This window comes from Streptococcus suis, assembly GCF_019794555.1.
Classification (GTDB): domain Bacteria; phylum Bacillota; class Bacilli; order Lactobacillales; family Streptococcaceae; genus Streptococcus; species Streptococcus suis_AB.
The window spans coordinates 1-20,588 of record NZ_JAIMEP010000022.1; the positions used below are offsets into that span (position 1 = coordinate 1).

At 39.4% G+C, this 20,588-nt stretch carries 19 protein-coding genes and 1 other RNA gene; 2 read left to right on the forward strand and 18 right to left on the reverse strand.

Going from position 1 to position 20,588, the window contains the following annotated elements; translation table 11 throughout:
• Positions 1-140: 140 nt before the first annotated feature.
• The 13 genes from K6V48_RS08660 to K6V48_RS08720 all read right to left on the reverse strand — a co-directional run bounded on the left by K6V48_RS08660 (position 141) and on the right by K6V48_RS08720 (position 14,942).
• Complete coding sequence (locus K6V48_RS08660) at positions 141-506, reverse strand: S1 RNA-binding domain-containing protein (RefSeq protein WP_024391839.1); 366 nt, start codon at positions 504-506, stop codon at positions 141-143.
• Between the two features lies 1 nt (position 507).
• A complete protein-coding gene (locus K6V48_RS12035) occupies positions 508-1,908 on the reverse strand; it encodes a bifunctional Cof-type HAD-IIB family hydrolase/peptidylprolyl isomerase (protein WP_222369099.1) in 1,401 nt (466 codons plus the stop codon).
• A gap of 47 nt (positions 1,909-1,955) precedes the next feature.
• Positions 1,956-2,597, reverse strand: coding sequence for a response regulator transcription factor (locus tag K6V48_RS08670; RefSeq protein ID WP_222369100.1), 642 nt, complete (start codon positions 2,595-2,597; stop codon positions 1,956-1,958).
• Positions 2,569-3,585, reverse strand: a complete 1,017-nt coding sequence (locus K6V48_RS08675; protein ID WP_222369126.1) for a sensor histidine kinase — start codon at positions 3,583-3,585, stop codon at positions 2,569-2,571. Before K6V48_RS08675 ends, K6V48_RS08670 begins: the two co-directional genes overlap by 29 nt.
• Positions 3,585-4,280, reverse strand: coding sequence for a cell wall-active antibiotics response protein LiaF (liaF, locus tag K6V48_RS08680; protein WP_105126054.1), 696 nt, complete (start codon positions 4,278-4,280; stop codon positions 3,585-3,587). The genes K6V48_RS08675 and liaF overlap by 1 nt, the downstream gene beginning before the upstream one ends.
• A gap of 140 nt (positions 4,281-4,420) precedes the next feature.
• Positions 4,421-6,394, reverse strand: coding sequence for a Stk1 family PASTA domain-containing Ser/Thr kinase (gene pknB, locus K6V48_RS08685; RefSeq protein WP_222369101.1), 1,974 nt, complete (start codon positions 6,392-6,394; stop codon positions 4,421-4,423).
• Entirely contained in the window at positions 6,394-7,131 is a 738-nt protein-coding gene (locus tag K6V48_RS08690; RefSeq protein ID WP_024403904.1) for a Stp1/IreP family PP2C-type Ser/Thr phosphatase, read from the reverse strand. The genes pknB and K6V48_RS08690 overlap by 1 nt, the downstream gene beginning before the upstream one ends.
• Before the next feature lie 39 nt (positions 7,132-7,170).
• On the reverse strand, positions 7,171-8,520 hold the full coding sequence (gene rsmB, locus K6V48_RS08695) for a 16S rRNA (cytosine(967)-C(5))-methyltransferase RsmB (protein ID WP_404830144.1): 1,350 nt from the start codon (positions 8,518-8,520) through the stop codon (positions 7,171-7,173).
• On the reverse strand, positions 8,471-9,409 hold the full coding sequence (gene fmt, locus K6V48_RS08700; RefSeq protein WP_222369103.1) for a methionyl-tRNA formyltransferase: 939 nt from the start codon (positions 9,407-9,409) through the stop codon (positions 8,471-8,473). The genes rsmB and fmt overlap by 50 nt, the downstream gene beginning before the upstream one ends.
• A gap of 162 nt (positions 9,410-9,571) precedes the next feature.
• Positions 9,572-11,962, reverse strand: coding sequence for a primosomal protein N' (locus K6V48_RS08705; protein WP_222369104.1), 2,391 nt, complete (start codon positions 11,960-11,962; stop codon positions 9,572-9,574).
• A 192-nt stretch (positions 11,963-12,154) separates the two neighbouring features.
• Positions 12,155-12,469 (reverse strand): DNA-directed RNA polymerase subunit omega, encoded by a 315-nt coding sequence (rpoZ, locus tag K6V48_RS08710; RefSeq protein WP_172016790.1) that lies wholly within the window; start codon positions 12,467-12,469, stop codon positions 12,155-12,157.
• 23 nt (positions 12,470-12,492) lie between these two features.
• Positions 12,493-13,119, reverse strand: a complete 627-nt coding sequence (gene gmk / locus K6V48_RS08715) for a guanylate kinase (protein WP_171989522.1) — start codon at positions 13,117-13,119, stop codon at positions 12,493-12,495.
• A gap of 209 nt (positions 13,120-13,328) precedes the next feature.
• Positions 13,329-14,942 carry a ribonuclease Y gene (locus tag K6V48_RS08720; RefSeq protein ID WP_024403910.1) on the reverse strand — a complete coding sequence of 538 codons (1,614 nt, stop codon included), beginning with the start codon at positions 14,940-14,942 and terminating at the stop codon, positions 13,329-13,331.
• Positions 14,943-15,149: 207 nt separating this feature from the next.
• Between K6V48_RS08720 and K6V48_RS08725 the strand changes: the two genes are divergently transcribed.
• Entirely contained in the window at positions 15,150-15,632 is a 483-nt protein-coding gene (locus K6V48_RS08725; RefSeq protein WP_222369105.1) for an S-ribosylhomocysteine lyase, read from the forward strand.
• A 289-nt stretch (positions 15,633-15,921) separates the two neighbouring features.
• Here the strand turns inward: K6V48_RS08725 and K6V48_RS12040 are convergent, their stop codons facing one another.
• From K6V48_RS12040 to K6V48_RS08750, 5 genes are all read right to left on the reverse strand, one after another.
• Positions 15,922-17,346 carry a cell division site-positioning protein MapZ family protein gene (locus K6V48_RS12040; protein WP_277942125.1) on the reverse strand — a complete coding sequence of 475 codons (1,425 nt, stop codon included), beginning with the start codon at positions 17,344-17,346 and terminating at the stop codon, positions 15,922-15,924.
• A 17-nt stretch (positions 17,347-17,363) separates the two neighbouring features.
• Positions 17,364-18,518, reverse strand: coding sequence for a THUMP domain-containing class I SAM-dependent RNA methyltransferase (locus K6V48_RS08735; RefSeq protein WP_172016782.1), 1,155 nt, complete (start codon positions 18,516-18,518; stop codon positions 17,364-17,366).
• Between the two features lie 53 nt (positions 18,519-18,571).
• An RNA gene (rnpB, locus tag K6V48_RS08740) (RNase P RNA component class B) lies at positions 18,572-18,935 on the reverse strand.
• 15 nt (positions 18,936-18,950) lie between these two features.
• Positions 18,951-19,283, reverse strand: coding sequence for a cell division regulator GpsB (gene gpsB / locus K6V48_RS08745; RefSeq protein ID WP_172016780.1), 333 nt, complete (start codon positions 19,281-19,283; stop codon positions 18,951-18,953).
• Positions 19,284-19,353: 70 nt separating this feature from the next.
• Positions 19,354-19,893 carry an SLOG family protein gene (locus K6V48_RS08750; RefSeq protein ID WP_172039459.1) on the reverse strand — a complete coding sequence of 180 codons (540 nt, stop codon included), beginning with the start codon at positions 19,891-19,893 and terminating at the stop codon, positions 19,354-19,356.
• Between the two features lie 66 nt (positions 19,894-19,959).
• Between K6V48_RS08750 and recU the strand changes: the two genes are divergently transcribed.
• Positions 19,960-20,577, forward strand: a complete 618-nt coding sequence (gene recU / locus K6V48_RS08755) for a Holliday junction resolvase RecU (RefSeq protein ID WP_222369109.1) — start codon at positions 19,960-19,962, stop codon at positions 20,575-20,577.
• The last annotated feature ends 11 nt before the right edge of the window (positions 20,578-20,588 follow it).

Below are 20,588 nucleotides of genomic sequence, written 5' to 3' on the forward strand. Positions count from 1 at the left end.
TCCCTTCCTCTCCCCGCTACCTCACGATAGTCAGGCTTGGGAGTCGCTATTGGGTTCACCGGTAGCGGGTGCCCACGGAGGACTTTCACCTCAGATGTACGACATGCCCGTCGTACTTTCAAAAAGGCTAAGGGAAATCCCTAAGCCTTTTTCGTTTTATCTAAAAATTCTTTTGTTTCCTTAATCCATGTTGGCAAATGTTTCGCTAACGGAGCAAACCCTATTTTATGACGTTCATTCGTAAAACGGTGATGACGAGGAATTTTTTGTTGTTCTTCTTCAAGTGTGCGAGTAGATAAACTCGCTTTTCCTGAATATTCATCATAATCAACAACCTGTACAAACACTTCCTGACCTAGTTTAAGATAATCAAATATATTATCAACAAATCCAGTCTTAATTTCAGAAATATGAATGAGCCCGGTTTGACCATTATCCAAATCTACAAAGGCCCCGTATGGTTGAATACCCGTAACTGTCCCTTTAACCTTATCACCGATTTTCATTTTAATCCTCAACCTCGATTGTCTCAATCACAACATCTTCATGCGGTCGGTCTGCTGAATCCGTCGCCACCGCTGCAATGGTATCTAATACATCAAATGATGCTGTATCCATTAAATGCCCAAATACTGTATGCCGTCGATCTAAATGCGGTGTTCCACCATTGTCAACATATGCTTCAGCAATTTGTTTGGGCCATCCACCACGTTCTAACTCTTTTGCATTATAAGGAAAATTTTGATTTTGGACAATAAAGAATTGACTGCCATTGGTATTTGGTCCGGCATTCGCCATTGAGAGGGCACCACGAAGGTTAAAGGCTTCCATAGAAAACTCATCTTCGAATGATCCACCATAGATTGATTCACCACCCATACCAGTTCCAGTTGGATCTCCACCTTGAATCATGAAATCTTTGATAATCCGATGGAAAATAATACCATCATAATAGCCATCCTTAGAAAGAGCTACAAAGTTTGCTACTGTTTTTGGAGCAATCTCAGGGAAAAGTTTTACATTTAAAACTCCATGATTCGTCTTAATATGTGCAACTGGACCTTCAGCCTTAACCACGTCTAATTGTGGATAGTTTTTTTCTTTCTCTACCAAACCTAATTTCTCCAAGGCATCAAAAATGCCATCTTCTTCTACTTTTTTTGTAATATAATCAGCACGTTTTTGCAATTCTGGATGTGAATGCCCCATTGCAATTGCAATCCCTGCATACTCAAATAATTCAATGTCATTGAGCTCATCCCCAAAAACAAGAACATTTTCTGGTTTTAAACCAAGTTTTTCAACTATTTTAGCCACACCAGCTGCCTTAGAGGAATCTTTTAAAACAATATCTGATGAAATAGCATCCCAACGAACTGTTCGCAAATCTTCCTGCAATTGAGCTGGCAACTCGACTTTTTGTCCATCATTTTCAAAGGTCAACATTTGATAAATATCATTCCCCTTGTAAAATTCAGAGTCGGTTTCCAGGCCATCATAAATCAAATCAATCACTTGACTAATCCGATCGGTCCGAGCTGATAGAGTTCCTTTTTTACTACCTAGCAATCCATATTCAATACCAACTTCCTTCGTCCAGTCTATTACAGACTTCACCAACTCAGAAGACATTGGTTGATGGTAGACCACTTGGCCTTTGGCATTTTCAACATATGAGCCGTTAATCATGGCAAAATAATCCGGTTGCAATGCCTTAATTTCTGGCACTATTCCATATGGTGTACGACCAGAGGCAATTCCTGTTAGAATCCCCTTTTCTTTTAAGGATTTAAAAACCTGCTGAATAGATTCTGGCATATATCCAGTGGTTTTAACCCGAAGTGTATCATCAATATCAAAAAAGACTATCTTGATTTTTTTAGCTCTATATTTTAATTTTGCATCCACTCTATTCGATATCCTTTCCGGAAGCTAACTATCTCTCTATTATATCACTATTCTTCATCTTGTGCTACAAGACCATGCTGAAACGCATAAACAACTGCTTGTGTTCGATCGCTGACCGCGAGCTTAGATAAAATATTAGATACGTGAGTTTTGACCGTCTTCAAAGAAATAAAGGATTCATCAGCAATTCGTTGATTATCATACCCCTTTGCTAAAAGGGCTAATATTTCACGTTCGCGAGTAGTCAAGTCCTCATGTAAATCTGGGTATCGCTTGTGATGCTCCACTTTTTTCTCAACCTCAGTTTCGATTGCATATTCTCCACGCGCAACTTTACGAATCGCAGATAATATTTCATCTGCACTCGATGTTTTTAACATATAGCCCCGTGCACCTGCTTCTAACACTGGGTAAATCTTTTCATTATCTAAATAGGATGTTAGTATCACAATTTGTGCTTGAGGCCATTCCTTCAACAATGCTAAAGTAGCTTCAACACCAGTCATTTTAGGCATAACTAAGTCCATCACAACGACATCTGGTTTGACCTCGAGCGCCTTTATTAAACCTTCTTCACCGTCTCCAGCTTCCGCCACTACCTCAACATCTGGCTGTAAGTTTAAGTAACTTTTTAATCCTAAACGTACCATTTCATGGTCATCAATCAACATCACTCGAATCGCATTCATCTTCTTTTCCTTTCAATAGAGGGATACGAATATCAATGGCAACCCCCTTATTCGGAGCCGTGCGAATTTTAATCGTCCCAGCCATATCCTCAACCCGCTCACGTATATTTTGTAATCCGTAACTCAATTCATCATCAGCACCCTGTTGAAAACCAATACCATCATCAGTCATTTTCAACTGTAACTCTGTCTCTTTTTGCATTAAGTACACATCCAAATGCTTGGCTTTGGCATGCCGCAAAGTATTACTAATGATTTCCTGTGCAATACGGAAAAGGTGTTCTTCTATTAACTTTGGTAATTCATTTACATCATGTTGAAAATGGACAACAATACTACTTTTATCGCTCACTTCACGTAATATAAGTTCAAATCCTTCTACTAAGGTCTTACTTTCAAGTTCACTTGGACGTAGATGAAGCAATAATATCCTTAAATCTCTTTGAGCAGACTCAATCATATCCTTTACTAAAATCAACTGTTCCTGAACTGTCTCTTGTGGAAGCGAGACAATATTAGATGAAAGACCAGACAAAATCATACTCGTCGCAAACAATTCTTGACTAACCGTATCATGCAAATCCCTTGCAATCCTTTTTCTTTCCCCCTCGACAATCTCTTCACGATTTACCAAGTCTTGATTATCTAACAATTGAACCTGTCTAGTTAAAGTTTTAACTTTATCAGATAATTGTAATAAAAGGGGATCTTCCTCATGGTTGTCCTTAATCGACTTGTTTTTCAAAATTGCCTGCAATTTTAAGCGCATTACTTGAGTGGATACGAGGGATACTGTTTGGACCAAAATTCCTAAAAAGAGGCTCAGTACAATAATCAATAGAACGATTGTCATTATAAATTGATTCGTAGAAACCCAGAGAGACGGATTCAATAACGAATAATTCAACAATGGTAATACGGATGCAATGACAACTAATACAATCAGTGCTGATAGCCAAACAAGCAGAAAATAGGTTCTACTTTTGATCATACGCGGATTACCTCCACATCACCAAACAAACTATTGACTACTACTTTTACCCGTTTATGTGAATCACGATAACCTGGGCTAGCTATAGAAATACTTTCATTCCGCAAATCCCAAAAAGAGAGATCTAAAAATTGAACACGACCATATATGCTTGAAGCAGATACAGAAATTTCAACATCGATAGGCAAAATAATTTTTGTTTTTCCAAATGTTTTGCGTATAACAACAATATTATCGCGACCAACAAGTACGGTTTGGTCTAAGTCAACTACATCGTTACCAAAGAGACGGACAATATTAATGTCTTCAAATCCATACCGATCCTGCGAATGGTTTTGGCCACCAAACCACCTATTTTTTTCTTTTTGGGCAACCAATGCATGATCATCAAAAATAATATGAGTATACTGATTTCGTTTTTCATATCGTGAAAAGAAGTTCACCAACATATACACCACGAGCATCATTATGCCAATGATAAAGAACGGATTTAATACAAATACTAAAAATATTAAAGAGACTGCGCTAATTAATAGGACGCTACTGAGCTCTCTTCCTAAAAAATTCCAAATTACAAGAAGCAGTATAGCCATCAATAATAGTGTTCTACTTGCTTCATTTGCCACCACATCGAACAAGGCTAGAGTGAACAGAACACTCTCTAGCAATAGAAACATTCGAATTTTCCACATATTCAAACTTCCTTTCTATATTATTTTATCAAATTTTTAGAAAAAGAACTCCATCTGTGGATGGAATTTCGAATCCAGCCTACATAAGCATCAAACCTAAATAAATAAGGCGGACTAAAACATCCCACCTTATTTCATATTTATTCACCACTACTTGTTGTTGTGCTACTTGAACTTTCTGTTGTTCCAGTAGTTGTTGACGATGAACTTGTAGTCGCAACTGTAACATATAAAGTTACAGCTCCATCAATAATAGTTCCTGCCTCAGGATATTGTCCAATCACAATATCGCTCGTAGAGCTAATAAAACTACGATCTTCTTGTTTCTCAATCGAGGTAACACCTAAGGATTGTAGTTGATTTCGAGCTTCAGAGTACGTATATCCTGCGGAAACAAGATCTGGCATAACAATTTCCTTACCCTTTGAGACCGTCATATTTATAACTGATCCTTTTTCCAATTCTACATTCGGTAGTGGATCTGTTCTAATCACATTCCCTTGACTTACACTCGTGCTGTATTCTTCTGATATCGTTCCAACAATAAACCCTGCTGCTTCAAGAAGTTGTTTAGCAGTATCTTGAGATTTTCCAGTTACATCTGGTACAGATTGAGGTTGTGTCCCCTTCGAAACAATGACCGTCACAGTGCTTCCTTTTTCTTTTGAACTATTTGCCACAGGATCTGTTTTGATAACATACCCATCTTCAACTGAATCGCTATACTCTTCTTTTTTAGTCACCTTAAAACCAAGAGCTTCCAATTCTGATTGTGCTGTATCTACATCATTGCCACTAACATCTGGCACAGTAACCATTGCTACACTCGCAACAACTATATCTACCTTGCTACCCTCTCTTCGCGAGGCATTCGCTTCAGGAGTAGTCCTTATCACTGAACCTTCTTTTACTTCAGTTGAAGCCTCTTCTGTGATATTCCCAACAACTAATCCAGAAACTTCAATTTTCTCCTTTGCCACATCCAACGTTTCTCCAACCACATTAGGAACTTGAACAGTTGCAGGAGTGTTATAGATTAGGAATCCTAATGCAGCGACTGTTAGTAATATAACTCCAATCAAAACTTTATAACGAGTTCTAATCCCTCTTCGCGGTTTCAATGTCTGCTTAGAAGTTGATTTAGAAATTGGTTTCAGATCTGTTTTAGTGGCAGATATTATTGGTTCTTCTTGGACTTTCGTATCAACGTTTGCTTGAGAAAGTTTTGGTAGTGTCTTTGTATCAACTCGATTACCTTCCAAAAATACTCGTTGCTCATTCCTTCTTTCCACGGAAAGTGATGATGCTAAATCTGCATACATTTCTGCAACAGACTTATACCGTTCACTAAGCTTCTTTGCCGTTGCTTTTAAGACAACATTTTCGAGAGCTTGTGGTACATTTGCATTTTCTTCTCTTACAGAGGGTAGGGGTTTTTGGAAATGTTGCAAAGCAATTGTTACAGCGCTATCACCATCATATGGAATACGCCCTGTTAACATTTCAAAGAGAATAATCCCCATTGCGTAGATATCACTTTGAATCGTCGCTTTTCCCCCACGAGCTTGCTCAGGAGAAAGATAATGAACAGATCCAAGCATTGAATTAGTTTGTGTGAGACTGGTTTCTGCAAATGCGACCGCAATACCGAAATCAGTAACCTTAGCTACACCATCTTTTGTTAATAATACGTTTTGGGGTTTTAAATCCCTATGAACTATACCACGTGTATGCGCCATTCTCATCGCCAATAGAATCTGCCCCATTATTCGAACAGCAACATCATTAGCCAGCGGTGCATTTTCTTTTATATAGCGCTTTAAATCAAGACCATCAACATATTCCATCGCCAAATATTGCTGTCCATCTTCTTCACCAATATCTGAAATACGAACAATATTCGGATGATCCAAATCTGCCATAGCTCGCGCTTCTCTTTGAAAACGCTGAACAGCAATTTGATCCGTTTGATAGTTGGTTCGAAGTACCTTCACAGCAACTTCTTCTCCATCCAAAATCAAATCTCTAGCAAGGTAGACATCCGCCATCCCTCCACGACCAATTTGCCGTATAATTCGATACCGACCGGCAAATATTTTACCGATTTGAATCATTAGTGCGCCTCCTCCGTTATATGCAGAAGTGCAACTGTAATATTATCTAAACCACCAGCGTTATTTGCAAAACGAATCAATGTTTCAGCCTTACTTTCGAGAGAGACATCACTCAGTACGATATCGCGAATATCATCAACCGATACCATGTTTGTCAACCCATCACTATTTATGATAACGAAATCTCCCACCTCAAGAGTCTTCAAGGCAATATCTGGCTCAATCGGATCTGCTTGCCCAATAGATTGAGTAACAATATTCTTTTGTGGATGGCGCTGTGCCTCTTCTTCAGTTAGTTGACCTGCTCTTACCAAAGCACCAACCAAGGAATGATCATTAGTGAGACGAGAATACTCCCCATCATGAATCAATCCAACGCGAGAATCACCAACATGGGCATAAATCATTTGATTCTCAATAATGACAACTGCCTCTAAAGTTGTCCCCATCCCTTTATATTCTTCCGTCTGTCCCAATTCATGGATTTTTTTATTTTCTTGATCAATGACCTCAACCATCCATTCCCGAACATCATTCAACGTTGATAATTGAGTGTCAACCCAAGCAATTCCAAGATCAGTTGCTGTCATTTCACTAGCCACATGTCCCGCACGGTGACCCCCCATTCCATCCGCTAATACGATTAAATCAATACCAGCTCTATTGGTATAGCGGTTCACATAATCTTGGTTATTTGAACGTTTGAGTCCAACATCTGTTAATAATGCAATTTCCATATTTATTCTACCGTTGCGAAGCAACTTCCTCCTCTTATTCTAGGATTTTCGTCTAAATTGACTAATGAAAAATCCATCAGTTTCAAATAGTTCTGGTGTAATTAACAAACAGCCATCCACCATAATATCAGTTAGATAATGTTCTAACCTCACCTGCTCAAAATTCGGATGATCGGCTAAAAACTCTCGAACAACCTCTTGGTTTTCTTTAGCAATAATCGTACAAGTACTATAGGTTATTATACCACCTATTTTCAGGGTTTGGCAAACACTGTCTAATATTTGCAATTGAATACTTTTCAATGAATCAAAATCCATTGCAGCTTTATTATAACGAATATCTGGCTTACGACGGATAAGCCCTATTCCGGAACAAGGGGCATCCACCAATATTTTATCAAAGCTATCGGGACCAAATGTTTCATGAACTTGACTTGCATCTAATCGCATAGTCTCTATTTTCTCAGCCAATCCCAATCGATGAGCATTTTCTTCAATTAACGCCAACTTATGATCATAAAGGTCCAAGGCAGTAACTTTACCAGTTGTAAGATAACTCGCTATATGACAGGTTTTTCCACCCGGAGCCGCACAGGCATCCAAGATTGTTTCCTGACCCTGTAGTTTCAACGTTGGAGCGACAAGTTGACTGGTTTCATCTTGGATCGTTAAAAGCCCATCTTTAAAATAATCTGTTCCTGCAAAGTGTCCATGTGATTTTACCAGACCAACAGGTGATAATCTTGAAACATCCGCACCTAATTCTCTTGCTAAACGATTTACTTGTTTAGGATCTGTCACGCGAACACTGGCTTTATTTCGAGTGTGCAGACTTTGAAAAATCTTCTCTGCGCGGTCCTCACCGTATTCCGTAATTAAGGTTTGGACCAACCAAACTGGTACAGAATATTGAATAGAAAACCGTTTATTTTTTCGTTTAATATCAGATGGACTTGGCAACGAAGTCTGACTGATTTTACGAAGAACTGCATTGACAAACTTGTCTGCACCTCGGCCTCTTTTCGCGATTTGTACAGCCTCATTGACTACAGCGTGAATAGGCAGTTTATCCAAATAGAGTAGCTGATACAGACTCAACATGAGTAGATAGTATACCCATGTATCTAACTTTTCTCTATCCTCAATAAAATGTGCCAAATACCACTCTAGGGTAATTTTACGAGAAACCGTCCCATAAACCAACTCGGTCACCAAGCCCTTGTCCTGTGCTGATAAACGAGAAGATTCTAGGGCCTTATTGAGAGCAATGTTCGAGTAAGCCCCTTGATCAAAGACTTGTTCCAATACGGATAAGGCTAGACCTCTTGCTGATTCTTGTTTATTGACCACCAAATCGATTTCCCACCTTGATATCTCGACCAGCTCCATTTAAGAAGTCTGCAATCGTCATTTTTGGCTTACCAGCCGGCTGGACTGTTTTCAGAGAAAGGGCTCCCTGACCTGTCGCAATAACCAATTCTTTTTTTCTTCGAGCAATAACCTGACCGACTGGTCCTTCACCTTCTGTTTCTACAGCTTCTTGAATTTTAAACCGTTCCCCTTGCCAATAGGTATGAGCAACAGGCCATGGGTACATACCTCTAATCTGATTAAATAGTTGACGAGCTGTCTTATTCCAATCCAGTACCTCTTCCTCTGGCTGAATATTTGGCGAGAAAGTTACCTGTTCTGGATTTTGAGCGACTGGTTTCAAGTCACCAGCAATATAGGCAGGTAGGGTTTCTAACAATAAATCCCGACCAACAACAGCCAACTTTTCAAACAAGGTACCGACATTGTCGCTTTCTTCAATAGCAATACTATTGCTGGAAATCATGTCACCGGCATCCATTTCCTTGACCATTTCCATTATGGTTACGCCGACACGGTCATCACCGTTAATCAAAGCGTAATGGATGGGGGCACCGCCACGGTATTTAGGAAGAAGAGAAGCGTGAACATTGACTGCAAAGTCAACTGATTTCAATAATTTGGTTGGTAGGAATTGCCCAAAAGCTGCCGTCACAATCCCGTCTGCTCCTAAATTCATCAGCTCATCCATTTCTTGACTTCCTGATAGCTTCTCTGGTTGATAGACTGGTAAATTGTATTTCAAGGCTACTTCTTTCACAGGTGTCATTTGGATGACTTTTTTCCGTCCAACAGCTCGGTCTGGTTGGGTTACAATAGCAAGTATTTCATAATTATTATTCGCTAATAACCCCTTTAAGACAGTAGCCGAAAACGCTGGTGTTCCCATAAAAATCAACTTTGTCATGCTTCCTCTCTCATCTCCCTTTCATTCGTACTAATTTTTGATTATACTATCTCCTAATTATACCATTTATACTTATTTTTTCCTTAATTCAAGGTTTATTTGAATTAATAAAGCACTATGAAAATAAATTTGGAATAAAAAAATGCAAGATCAATAGTGACCTCACATCATATTCTGCGGTTCATTGTCAATAATCAGCCGCAAATCTTGATTTTCTCTCTCCTGTGTCCAATCCAAAATCTGGTCCAAGACTTCTTCCAAACGGTCTTCATGCCGGTATTTCAAGATAATCTGGTAGTGGTAGAGATTATGGGTTCTGGCAATAGGCTTGGGCGTTGGTCCCAAGATTTGTATTGCATCCGATAAGTGTTGACGGAGAAAGGCTACAGTTTCATAGGCTTTTTTCACGACAAATTCTTCTGACTTATGTGAAAAGGTTAAGCCAACCGTAAAATAGTAAGGTGGATAGCCAAGATTTTTCCGAATGCCCATCTCATAACGGTAGAAACCTTCATAATCCTGCTCCTTGGCAAAAACAATGGCATAATGATTAGGGTTGTAGGTCTGAATCAGGACCTCCCCTTCCTTATCAGCTCGACCGGCCCGACCAGCCACCTGAGTTAGCAACTGGAAGGTCCGCTCAGAAGACCGAAAATCAGGCAAATTGAGGGCCGTGTCAGCATTGAGCACCCCGACCAGCGTCACATTTGGAAAATCCAAGCCCTTGGCAATCATCTGAGTTCCCAGAAGAATATCCGCTTCTCCTCGACCAAACCGTTCGAGCAAGTCCTCATGAGCACCTTTTTTCTTGGTAGTATCCACATCCATACGCAAAATTCTAGCTTCTGGCAAGAGCTCCTGCAATTCATCGTAGGCCTTTTGCGTACCCGTCCCATAATAACGAATGGAACGACTTTGGCAGTTTGGACAGGTCTGAGGAATCCCCTTTTGAAAACCGCAGTAGTGGCAATTCATCGTCTTTGTGTCCATGTGGAGCGTCAGGGAAATATCACAGTTGGGGCACTGGTCAACGCTGCCGCAATCACGACACATGACAAAAGAAGAATAACCACGCCGATTCAACATAAGAACAATCTGTTCCTTACGAGCCAACTTTTCTTTAATCTTATCAATCAAAACAGGGGTAAAGGTACTGGACTCCTGCTGACCAATGTAATCTCGAAAATCCACAACTTCCACTTCTGGAATACGAGCCAAGGGATTGGCCCTCTGATTAAGAGTCAGTCTCCCATAGACTCCTCGACTAGCCCGAGCCCGTGTTTCAAGACTCGGCGTAGCAGACCCCAAGACCAGAGTCGCTCGATTATAGTCTGCCCGCAACTTTGCCACATCACGCGCATGGTAGCGTGGATTGCTGTCCTGCTTGTAGGTCGCCTCATGCTCCTCATCAATGATGATAACGCCCAAGTTTGTCAATGGTGCAAAAATAGCCGAACGTGCACCAACAACCACTTGGGCATTCCCCGTCTCAATCTTTCTCCACTCATCATACTTCTCTCCATCAGACAGACCTGAGTGAAGAATCGCGACCTGCTGGCCAAAACGAGAAATAAAACGATTGGTCATCTGAGGGGTCAAGGAAATTTCAGGTACTAGCATAATAGCCGTTTTCCCCATTTTTAAAACCCTATCAATAACCTGGAGATAGACTTCCGTCTTCCCAGAACCAGTCACTCCTTGCAGTAGAAATGTCTGACTTTCCTGACCAATAGAGGCCACAATCTCACGAACCGCAATCGCCTGCTCTGGATTCAAATCCAAGGCCTGCGTTTTTTCCACCTTATCAAAAACTCCCTGAGTCCGCGACACTTCCTCTTCCCAGACTTCTATATAGCCTTTTTCTTGGAAATAGCGGAGCGTATTAGCTGAATAGTCCGATTTTAGGTTTGAAAGAAGCTGGTCTTCAGAATGTTCCAGAAGAAATTCCCTTAACAGCTGCCGTTTTTTTGCTCGATTGCTAATGTCTGCTTCTCGTAATTTCTCCAGACAAACTCGGTACCATTTTTCTGTCTTAATCTGTTTCTTATCCTTGGCAACATAGTCTACCAAGATTTTTCCTGACTGGGCCAGACGCATGATTTTCCCTTGCTCTGTCACGTCCAAGTCAGAAAAACGAATCTGCTCCTTATCACCAAACAGACTAAGCTGCTCTGCCATTTCCAAACCAATCCCTGGACGGATCAATTTGTCATAGGTCGAATTGAGCAAGCTGGGTAACATGGATTTTAAGAGAGTAATTTTATAGGAGAAGACCGACTTCCTCATCTGATCCGCCAACCAAAATTGCTCTTGATTGAGAACAGGACTATAGTCCAAAACCTCGGCAAGCTCTTTCAAGTCTTGTAAGTTATTTTCGTCATTTTCATCAATCAAGTCAACTACAATCCCTTGAATCAGACGATTTCCCTTACCAAAAGGTACATGGACACGCACGCCAACCTTGAGCCCCTCTTCCAACTCAGCTGGAACTCGATAGGAATAAGCTTGATCTGTCTGCATCAAAGGGACGTCTACAATAATCTGTGCTAACATACCATCTCCATTTATTTTACCTTCTAATACCACGACTGATGCGAACAAGGTTCACTTTATGCATAACCTCCAACTATTAGTTGGAGCAAATATTAGAAGATAAACTAAATGACCTACCTCCTTTCTGTCAAAACTTTCATCATTCCGAAAGTGAAAAGAAACCCGGATGGCAATCCCAACCGAGTCTTATATCTAAATCTTTTCGCCTTCTTCTTTTTCTTTAGCAATCTGAGCTTTGATTTTACGCTCTTCTTCTTCCGCCAAACGTTTAGCCTCTTCGGCACGGCGACGAACAGCCTCACGTTTCGCTTCTGGGTCTGGGTGGATGACTACATTACCTGATTCAATCTCCTCCAAAGCACGAAGGGTAGATTTTACTGAAGTAAATTCCTGGGTTGCTTTCGCTCCCGCTTCCAATTCATGGGCACGCTTAGCCTCAAGAATAACCAAAGAATACTTAGATGGTACCTTATCCAACAAGGTATCAATAGACGGTTTTAACATCATAATGCGATTCTCTTCTCTTTCTATTATCGTTCTGCTATTTGCTCGCGAATCATTTCATCATAGCGACCAATTACTCGATCTACACGAAAATGTTCTGCTTCAATAATCCGTTTGACACGTTCAGCCGCCAATGGTACTTCGTCATTGACAACTGCATAATCATACTCGCGCATCAAGGCGATTTCTTCTTTTGCACGTTCAATTCGTTGACGGATTACCTCTTCACTATCAGTTCCCCGACCAATCAAGCGATCTTGTAATTCCTCTAAATCAGGTGGCGTCAAAAAGATAAAAACTCCATCTGGAACTTTCTTCTTCACTTGAAGGGCACCTTGAACTTCAATTTCTAAAAAGACATCTATTCCCTTATCGAGAGTTTCATTGACGTATGTTAAAGGCGTACCATAATAATTACCGACATATTCAGCGTATTCCAACATTTGACCTTGGCGAATCAAATCTTCAAATTCTTCTCGGCTACGGAAGAAATAATCAACGCCATCCACCTCTCCAGGTCGTTGAGGACGTGTCGTCATGGAAACAGAATATTCAAACTTATTATCGGAGCTTTCAAAAATTTCCTTTCGAACAGTCCCTTTTCCAACACCCGATGGTCCAGAAAAGACAATGAGTAACCCTCGCTCTTGCATGACATCTCCTTTTAAATCTTTCATTCTAGTGTAACAAAATTTAGTCCTAATTTCAACTGCTTTTAAATGTGAATCATACATTTTCGACATTCATTTTCAATGTAGTCATAAAAATTAGAAAAGAGCCTATTTGATTCACCTTCAATTATCGGAACTTATCCAATACTGATGGTATCTCACCCAGACTCTTTTACATTCATTTTCAAATTTTATTTTGCAATATCTGTTGCTCGCGTTTCACGAATGACTGTTATCTTTATATTTCCAGGATAATCCAAATTGTTTTCAATTTTCTCACGGATATCGTGCGCCAAAATGGTGATCTTATCATCACTAACCTTATTTGGATGCACAATAATACGAATCTCACGACCAGCTTGAATGGCATAAGATTGTTTGATCCCATCAAAACTATTTGCGATTTCTTCCAAATCTTGAAGTCGTTTAATGTAAGCCTCCATTGATTCGCGACGTGAACCCGGACGGGCTGCGCTCAAAGCGTCAGCCGCAGCGACAATAACTGCAATCGTACTTGTCGCTTCAACATCACCGTGGTGACTTGCAATTGCGTTAACAACAACGGGATGTTCCTTGTATTTTTTAGCTAATTCTGTTCCGATTTCGACATGGCTTCCATCAACTTCTCGATCAATCGCTTTTCCAACATCATGTAAGAATCCAGCCCGGCGAGCCAAATTCACATTTTCACCTAATTCAGCTGCAAGCACGCCTGCCAATTTTGCAACTTCGATTGAATGTCGAAGAACATTTTGACCGTAAGACGTACGGAAATGAAGTCGACCCATGATTTTTATCAAATCTGGATGTAGATTTGGAGCACCTACTTCATAAGCAGCCGCTTCCCCATATTCACGGATGCGATTGTCCATTTCAATACGGTGTTTTTCTACTAATTCTTCAATCCGAGCCGGATGAATACGACCATCTTGCAACAATGTCTCCATTGTCATTCGAGCGATTTCCCGACGTATTGGATCAAATCCTGAAAGAACAACCACTTCCGGAGTATCGTCGATAATCACATCAATCCCTGTTAGACTTTCAAATGTACGAATATTTCGACCTTCTCGACCAATGATACGTCCTTTCATTGCATCATCTGGCAAATGGACAGATGTAATCGTCTGTTCCGCAACATATTCACCAGAAATACGCTGCATAGCTTGAGCTAATAGGTCTTTCGCCATCTTATCAGAACGCTCTTTTACTTCACGCTCTGCTTCTTTAATACGCGTAGCAATTTCATGAGATAACTTATCACGCGTATCTGCTAAGATAATCTCCTTCGCCTCATCTTGGCTTAAGGCAGCTACCCGTTCTAACTCTAGTGCTTTTTGCTCCTCTAACTTTGCAACTTCTTGCTCACGCTCATCTATGTGCTTAGATTTATCAGTCAGACTCTGTTCTTTTTTCTCCAAAGTCTTTTCTTTGTTGGTTAAATTGTCGTCTTTACGATCCAAATTACTCGCTCGTTCAGTTAAACGAGACTCAATTTGTTTTAATTCATGACGCTCTGATTTAAATTCTTCTGCAATTTCTTCACGATACTTGCGTGCCTCTTCCTTTGCTTCTAAAAGCAATTCTTTTTTCAAAGTTTTACGATCACGTTCTGCAGTTTGTAAGATGGCTTCAGCTTGATCTTCGGCACGGCCTCGAACATTACTTGCTTCTTGTTCCGCGTTCAAAAGTGTCAATTCTGCAGCCTCTTTTGCAGTTTTCATCTTCAAAGAAATGGCAAAGTAACCAATTACTAAACCAATGAGAGCAGAAACAAGAGTCACTACAACTGTAATGATTTCCATATTCTACCTCTTTCAGCTATATTATTTTGCTTCTTTTCATCAGTTGTCAAAACGAAATGATTTATTGATTTCTAACAGCATCCTAACATAGACTTAATATTCGATTTTCACAAAATCTGTTTCTATTTTACCATATTTGAAACGATTTCACAATTCCAAAATCATAAATATGGTATAATGAATTTATCACTATTTATGGAGGAAACGATGAAAAAAGATGTTGTTGTTGAAAGTTTTGAATTAGACCATACGATTGTTAAAGCGCCATATATTCGCTTAATTTCCGAAGAAGTTGGACCAAAAGGAGATATCATTACCAACTTTGATATTCGTATGATTCAACCGAATGAAAACGCAATGGATACCGCTGGTTTGCATACTATTGAACATCTCTTGGCAAAGTTGATTCGCCAACGTATTGACGGGCTCATCGACTGTTCTCCATTCGGTTGCCGAACTGGGTTCCATATGATTATGTGGGGGAAACAAGACCCGACTCAAATCGCTCAGGTCATCAAATCAAGTTTAGAGGAAATTGCTGAAGGAATTACTTGGGAAGATGTTCCAGGGACAACAATTGAGTCATGCGGAAACTACAAAGACCACAGTCTCCACTCTGCAAAAGAATGGGCAAAATTAATTTTATCTCAAGGAATCTCTACTGATGCCTTTGAGAGAAACATTATTTAATAAAAAAGGTTTACAGCCTATTCCATCGAATCTGGTTGTAAACCTTTTTGTATTATTCAATTATTTTACTCAATGAAAATCAACCGATATTGTAGCCAGACTTTGAGTTTGAATTACAAATCGTGGAGACTTGCATCTTCAAATTTTTACCTCATTTCCTAGTTTCTAAACTCGGGTTGAAGCAACTACAATTTGTTCCTTTTTTTCACTCCAGTCCTTTCGTTGAGATATTTTATACAAAAACTTAGAACTAGCGCTTGACAACAGATAAAATTGATTTTCGAAAGCATTAGTAATCTAAAGCATCAGAATTACCGGCAGCATTCCCAACAAAATAACCTGTTTTACAATTAATTGAGAACAAGTAGGTGCCGTCTGGTTTAAACATATTATAATAGCCATTACCATTGATAATATTTACTTTTTCCAAAATGTACTGATTGCCCGTGATATAGCCACGTTGTTGTGAAATGGCCACAATATTTTCTAAAGTTCCCGGAGTAAAATTCCAAGCCTCATTATTAGCATCATCAATCATCGCTTGATTGTACGGAACTCGACTACGATCGCGTTGCAAGGTAACTCCAGCTGGAATCGGAATCCCATATGAAGTTGAAGTTGCAGTTGTTACTTCTTCTCCCGCTGTTATTGCTGCACCTGAGGTACTTGTATCAACTGCTGTTTCTGCACCTTGATTATTTGCTACAACACTTGCTTCTGTCTCTAAAGTAGATGAAGCAACTTCTTGCTGTGAACGTCCAAAATTGACAACTGAAGCTAATAATGCATCTACTGAACTAATTCCTGTTGTTGTTGCAGAAAGTGTTTCTCCTACTTTAACAGTTGCGGTTGTATCGATTTCACCATCTACTATGACGTCTTTATCGAATTGAGCATTAGTCGCTTGAATAGCTGTAATTGCCTTCTCAAGTGCATCATACTGCTCTTTCGCTTTCTTATAGCTATCAGAGCTTTTATCTAGCTTATCTAGTAACGCTTTTAGCTCAGTCAACTTACCAAATTCTGAATTCTTCAATTTTGTCAAACTACTGTCAGTAAAGAAGCTAGCATACAGTTGCTCAAAAGCAGTAACATTTGCATCTGTTGATGATGAGGTCGTGGTTTGACTAGTACTTGTGGAACTAGCATCCGTATTTGATGATAGTTGATTGGCGGAATTCATCCAAACTAAAGCAGTCGCTACCACACTAACAAATAATAAACCAGCTGCTGACCAAAAATAAATTTTCTTCCTATCTCTTTTGGCCTCCTCAGCTTGTCCCCAATCATCATCTTCGAATTCAAGATGAGAAACATTCGTATCTGTTTCGTTAACATGAGTAAGCGTCCCCATAACAACTGTCTCATCTAAAGTAATCACTTTTTTTTCGTCAGAAACATTCGTGACATTTGTTTCAATAGTCGGCTCACTGATCGCTTCTGAAGCGAGTCTCTCATCTGTTTCAGCCATCTCGTTCTCAATCGATTCAAGTACAGGTAGAGGGCTTACCTTTGTTTCAAATTTCTGAGACTCAATCTCATCCCTATGCTGTTTAATATAACGATCCAAAAGACTATCTTCTTCTGTGATTCCTGATTCCATTTCCTTTTGTTTTTTTACAGCTTCACCAATCGTCAAATCTTTAGCTGACTCAAAATCAAGAACCTCTTCTTCAATTAGACCTGAATCTTTAAAATTATTTTTTTCGTCCACTGTAACCTCCTCACATTTCATAGAACTTCCCGTTTAATACGCTGACCAAAAAATTGATAAAGGTCCACTTTTAAGGTACCATTATACAGTTTGCGTTTCTTATCCGCTTGCTGACCAAAACGGGTTTCAAACAACTCATCACTAGTTAGGATAAACTTAGACCATGTTTTGAGTGGCTCAAAAGTCTGCCCCATTTCTCGATACAGGGTAACAATGGTTTCATCATCCAACAGACGTTCTCCGTAGGGTGGATTAGAAATAATGACGCCATTAATTTTATCTGTACGCAAGTCTTGTACACGCATTTGCTTGAAAACAATATCTTGCTCAACTCCTGCCGAAATTGCATTCTTCTTTGCAATTTCGATCATACGAGCATCAATATCTGAACCTGCAATATCTAATACCAAATCTGTTTTGATAGAATCTTGCGCTACTTTGCGTAATGAAGCAACTAGTTGGTTATCCACCCATGGCCATTCCTCAAATGCAAAATTTCTCTTCAAACCTGGCGCCATATTTTTTGCCAGCATAGCCGCTTCAATGCAAAACGTTCCAGAGCCACAAGTCGGATCAATCAATGGCTTATCTGGATACCAGTTCGATAATTGTAAAATAGCTGCCGCCATATTTTCTTTAATGGGGGCACCGCCTTTTTCTACACGGTAACCACGTTTGAACAAACTAGAACCTGTCGTATCAATCATAACTGTCGCTATATCTTTCAAAATGGACACTTCGATTTTAAACTCTGCTCCAACCTCCTGCAGAGGCACTCCTTCAGGACGTGAGAAGTGTTTTTGCAATTTTTTTACGACGGCTTTCTTAGAGATAGCCTGCACACTAGGCTCATTATGCAATTTCGATTTGACACACTTTGCCTTTGAAATTGGAAATTTACATCCAAGTGGCAAATAATTTTCCCAGTCCAAGTTAAAAACTCCTTGGAACAACTCTTCAAAAGTCTTTGCTGGAAATTGTCCAACAATGATTTTAATTCTATCTGCTGAACGCAGCCAGATATTGGTTTCGATAATGGATTTTACATCTCCTTGGAATCGAACACGGCCATTTTCCACTTGACATTCATAGCCAAGATTACGAATTTCTCGACCCACAACCGCTTCCAGACCAGCTGCTGCCGTTGCAATCAACTCAAATTGTTTTTTCATTTTTTTCCTCTACAATAAAAGCTAGCAAAGCTAGCTACCTATTTTATGCAATTTTCTGTAAGCCATGTTTTGTTCCAGTGGTACTAGGTACTACCACCTTCGATAATCATCTGTCTACTGTCTAAACAGTCAGGATTTCTGTTCGTTTCCATCCATCCCATGCCCCGACCAAAATTTGGGTTGCTAACTTGTGGGGTTTACCGCGTTCCATTTTTTACGTTTCCATAAAAACTTCGTCACTGTGGCACTTTCAGATCTACTTTAGCATATCAAAAGACTTAGCCATTTTAATCGCCGTAACGTCAAAAACGTCCCTAGGCTTATTTGTTCGCCTAGCACAAACACTACTGGCATCACAGCCAGTGCTAGCATGGACTTTCCTCATGATAGTACCCTACCACGCGATTATCCAAAAATTGCAGTTTTTATTTCCTAATCTTGAACAATTTGCTTGCCAAAAACTTCCTTCTCAAGTCGATTCAGACGGCGAAGAATATCAAAATTAGTCGCTGAAGATGGACGCTCTGAACGGAGAATATCTGTTGTTCCTTCGGACGGATTAGCAGTACTTCGTGAATTGTTCGCTACTTGTGCTTTCAAGCGTGCAATTTCACCCTTTAATTCTTTGATAATCGCCTCGTATGCATCGTAGTCCTTCATAATATCATCAAGAAAATCATTTACTTCATCTTGATCATATCCACGAAAACCAATCTTAAAATCTTGCTCAAAAATTTCTTTAGTTGTCAACTTAATACTTGCCATCTCTCTCTCCCTTACCATTAACGTCACTCAGTCTATTATATTAAAAAAAACATGGAAAAAGCAAGTCAAATCACTCAAAATCTGAAAAAATTTCAGCCAGCTCATTCAACTCTTCAAAGCTTAGTTTTGTAACAGTATACTCTTCTTCTTTTAAAACTTGATGATAAAGATATTTCAAGTTTGTTTCATTCTCGCTATCATAAAATAAATAAATTCCATCTGTATGATCAATCAAAAAACGATTATAAAATTGAAATTGTGCTGGAGATTGATAGAAAGGATAAATATATTTTACGAAATCAGCTGTTTTAAAATGTGAAAGTTTTAATTGATTAGCATCATTCCAGTTTTCTCCATGATTTTCAAACAAAAAGATACAAGCTATTTTACAGGTGTACCCTTCCGATTGAAGCTCTCTGAGTGTTTCTAAGGTCCAAAATTCAAATCCCAAGTTTCCTGTAAAGATGAACCATTCTACTCCATCCTCTAAAAACTGAGTCAAGCTTTTTTTTATCGCTGTTTTAATAATGGGTATACGAGGATCCTTATCATTGAAAATTCCTAAATCTGTATGCCTATATCCACTTATCAGTAGGCTATTAGTGTGCATTCCTTGTACTCTTTTCTTCAATTATGATATAATATGCTGATATTTATTTTATCAAGAAGGAGTTCTATGGTCAATTATCCCCATCAACCCGGAAAAAAAATCACTAGTATTAGCTCCCAATCGAATCATCAAATTAACTTTGCGAACCGCGGTATGTCTTTTGAATCAGCCATCAATGATAGTAATGAATACTATCTAACCCATGGTTTAGCTGTTATTCACAAAAAGCCAACACCTGTTCAAATTGTCAAAGTTGATTACCCCAAACGAAGTCGAGCTAAGATTGTAGAAGCTTATTTCCGTCAAGCATCCACGACAGACTACTCCGGAGTTTTCAAAGGACGTTACATAGATTTTGAAGCAAAAGAGACGCGTCAAAAAACTGCAATGCCTATGAAGAATTTCCATGCTCACCAAATCAAGCACATGAAACAAGTCGTTGATCAAGATGGTATCTGCTTTGTCCTTCTTCACTTTTCATCATTGAAAGAAACTTATCTACTGCCTGCTGTCCATCTGATTCGTTTCTATCAGTTAGACAACGGAACAAAATCTATGCCTCTAAGTTACATCAGACAAAATGGTTTTGATATTAAGATGGGAAGTTTCCCAACCATACCCTATCTCTCAGTGATTGAAAATAATTTATTAGGTGGTGACTCTTTTGAAAACAACAACCTTTAAGAAATATTTGC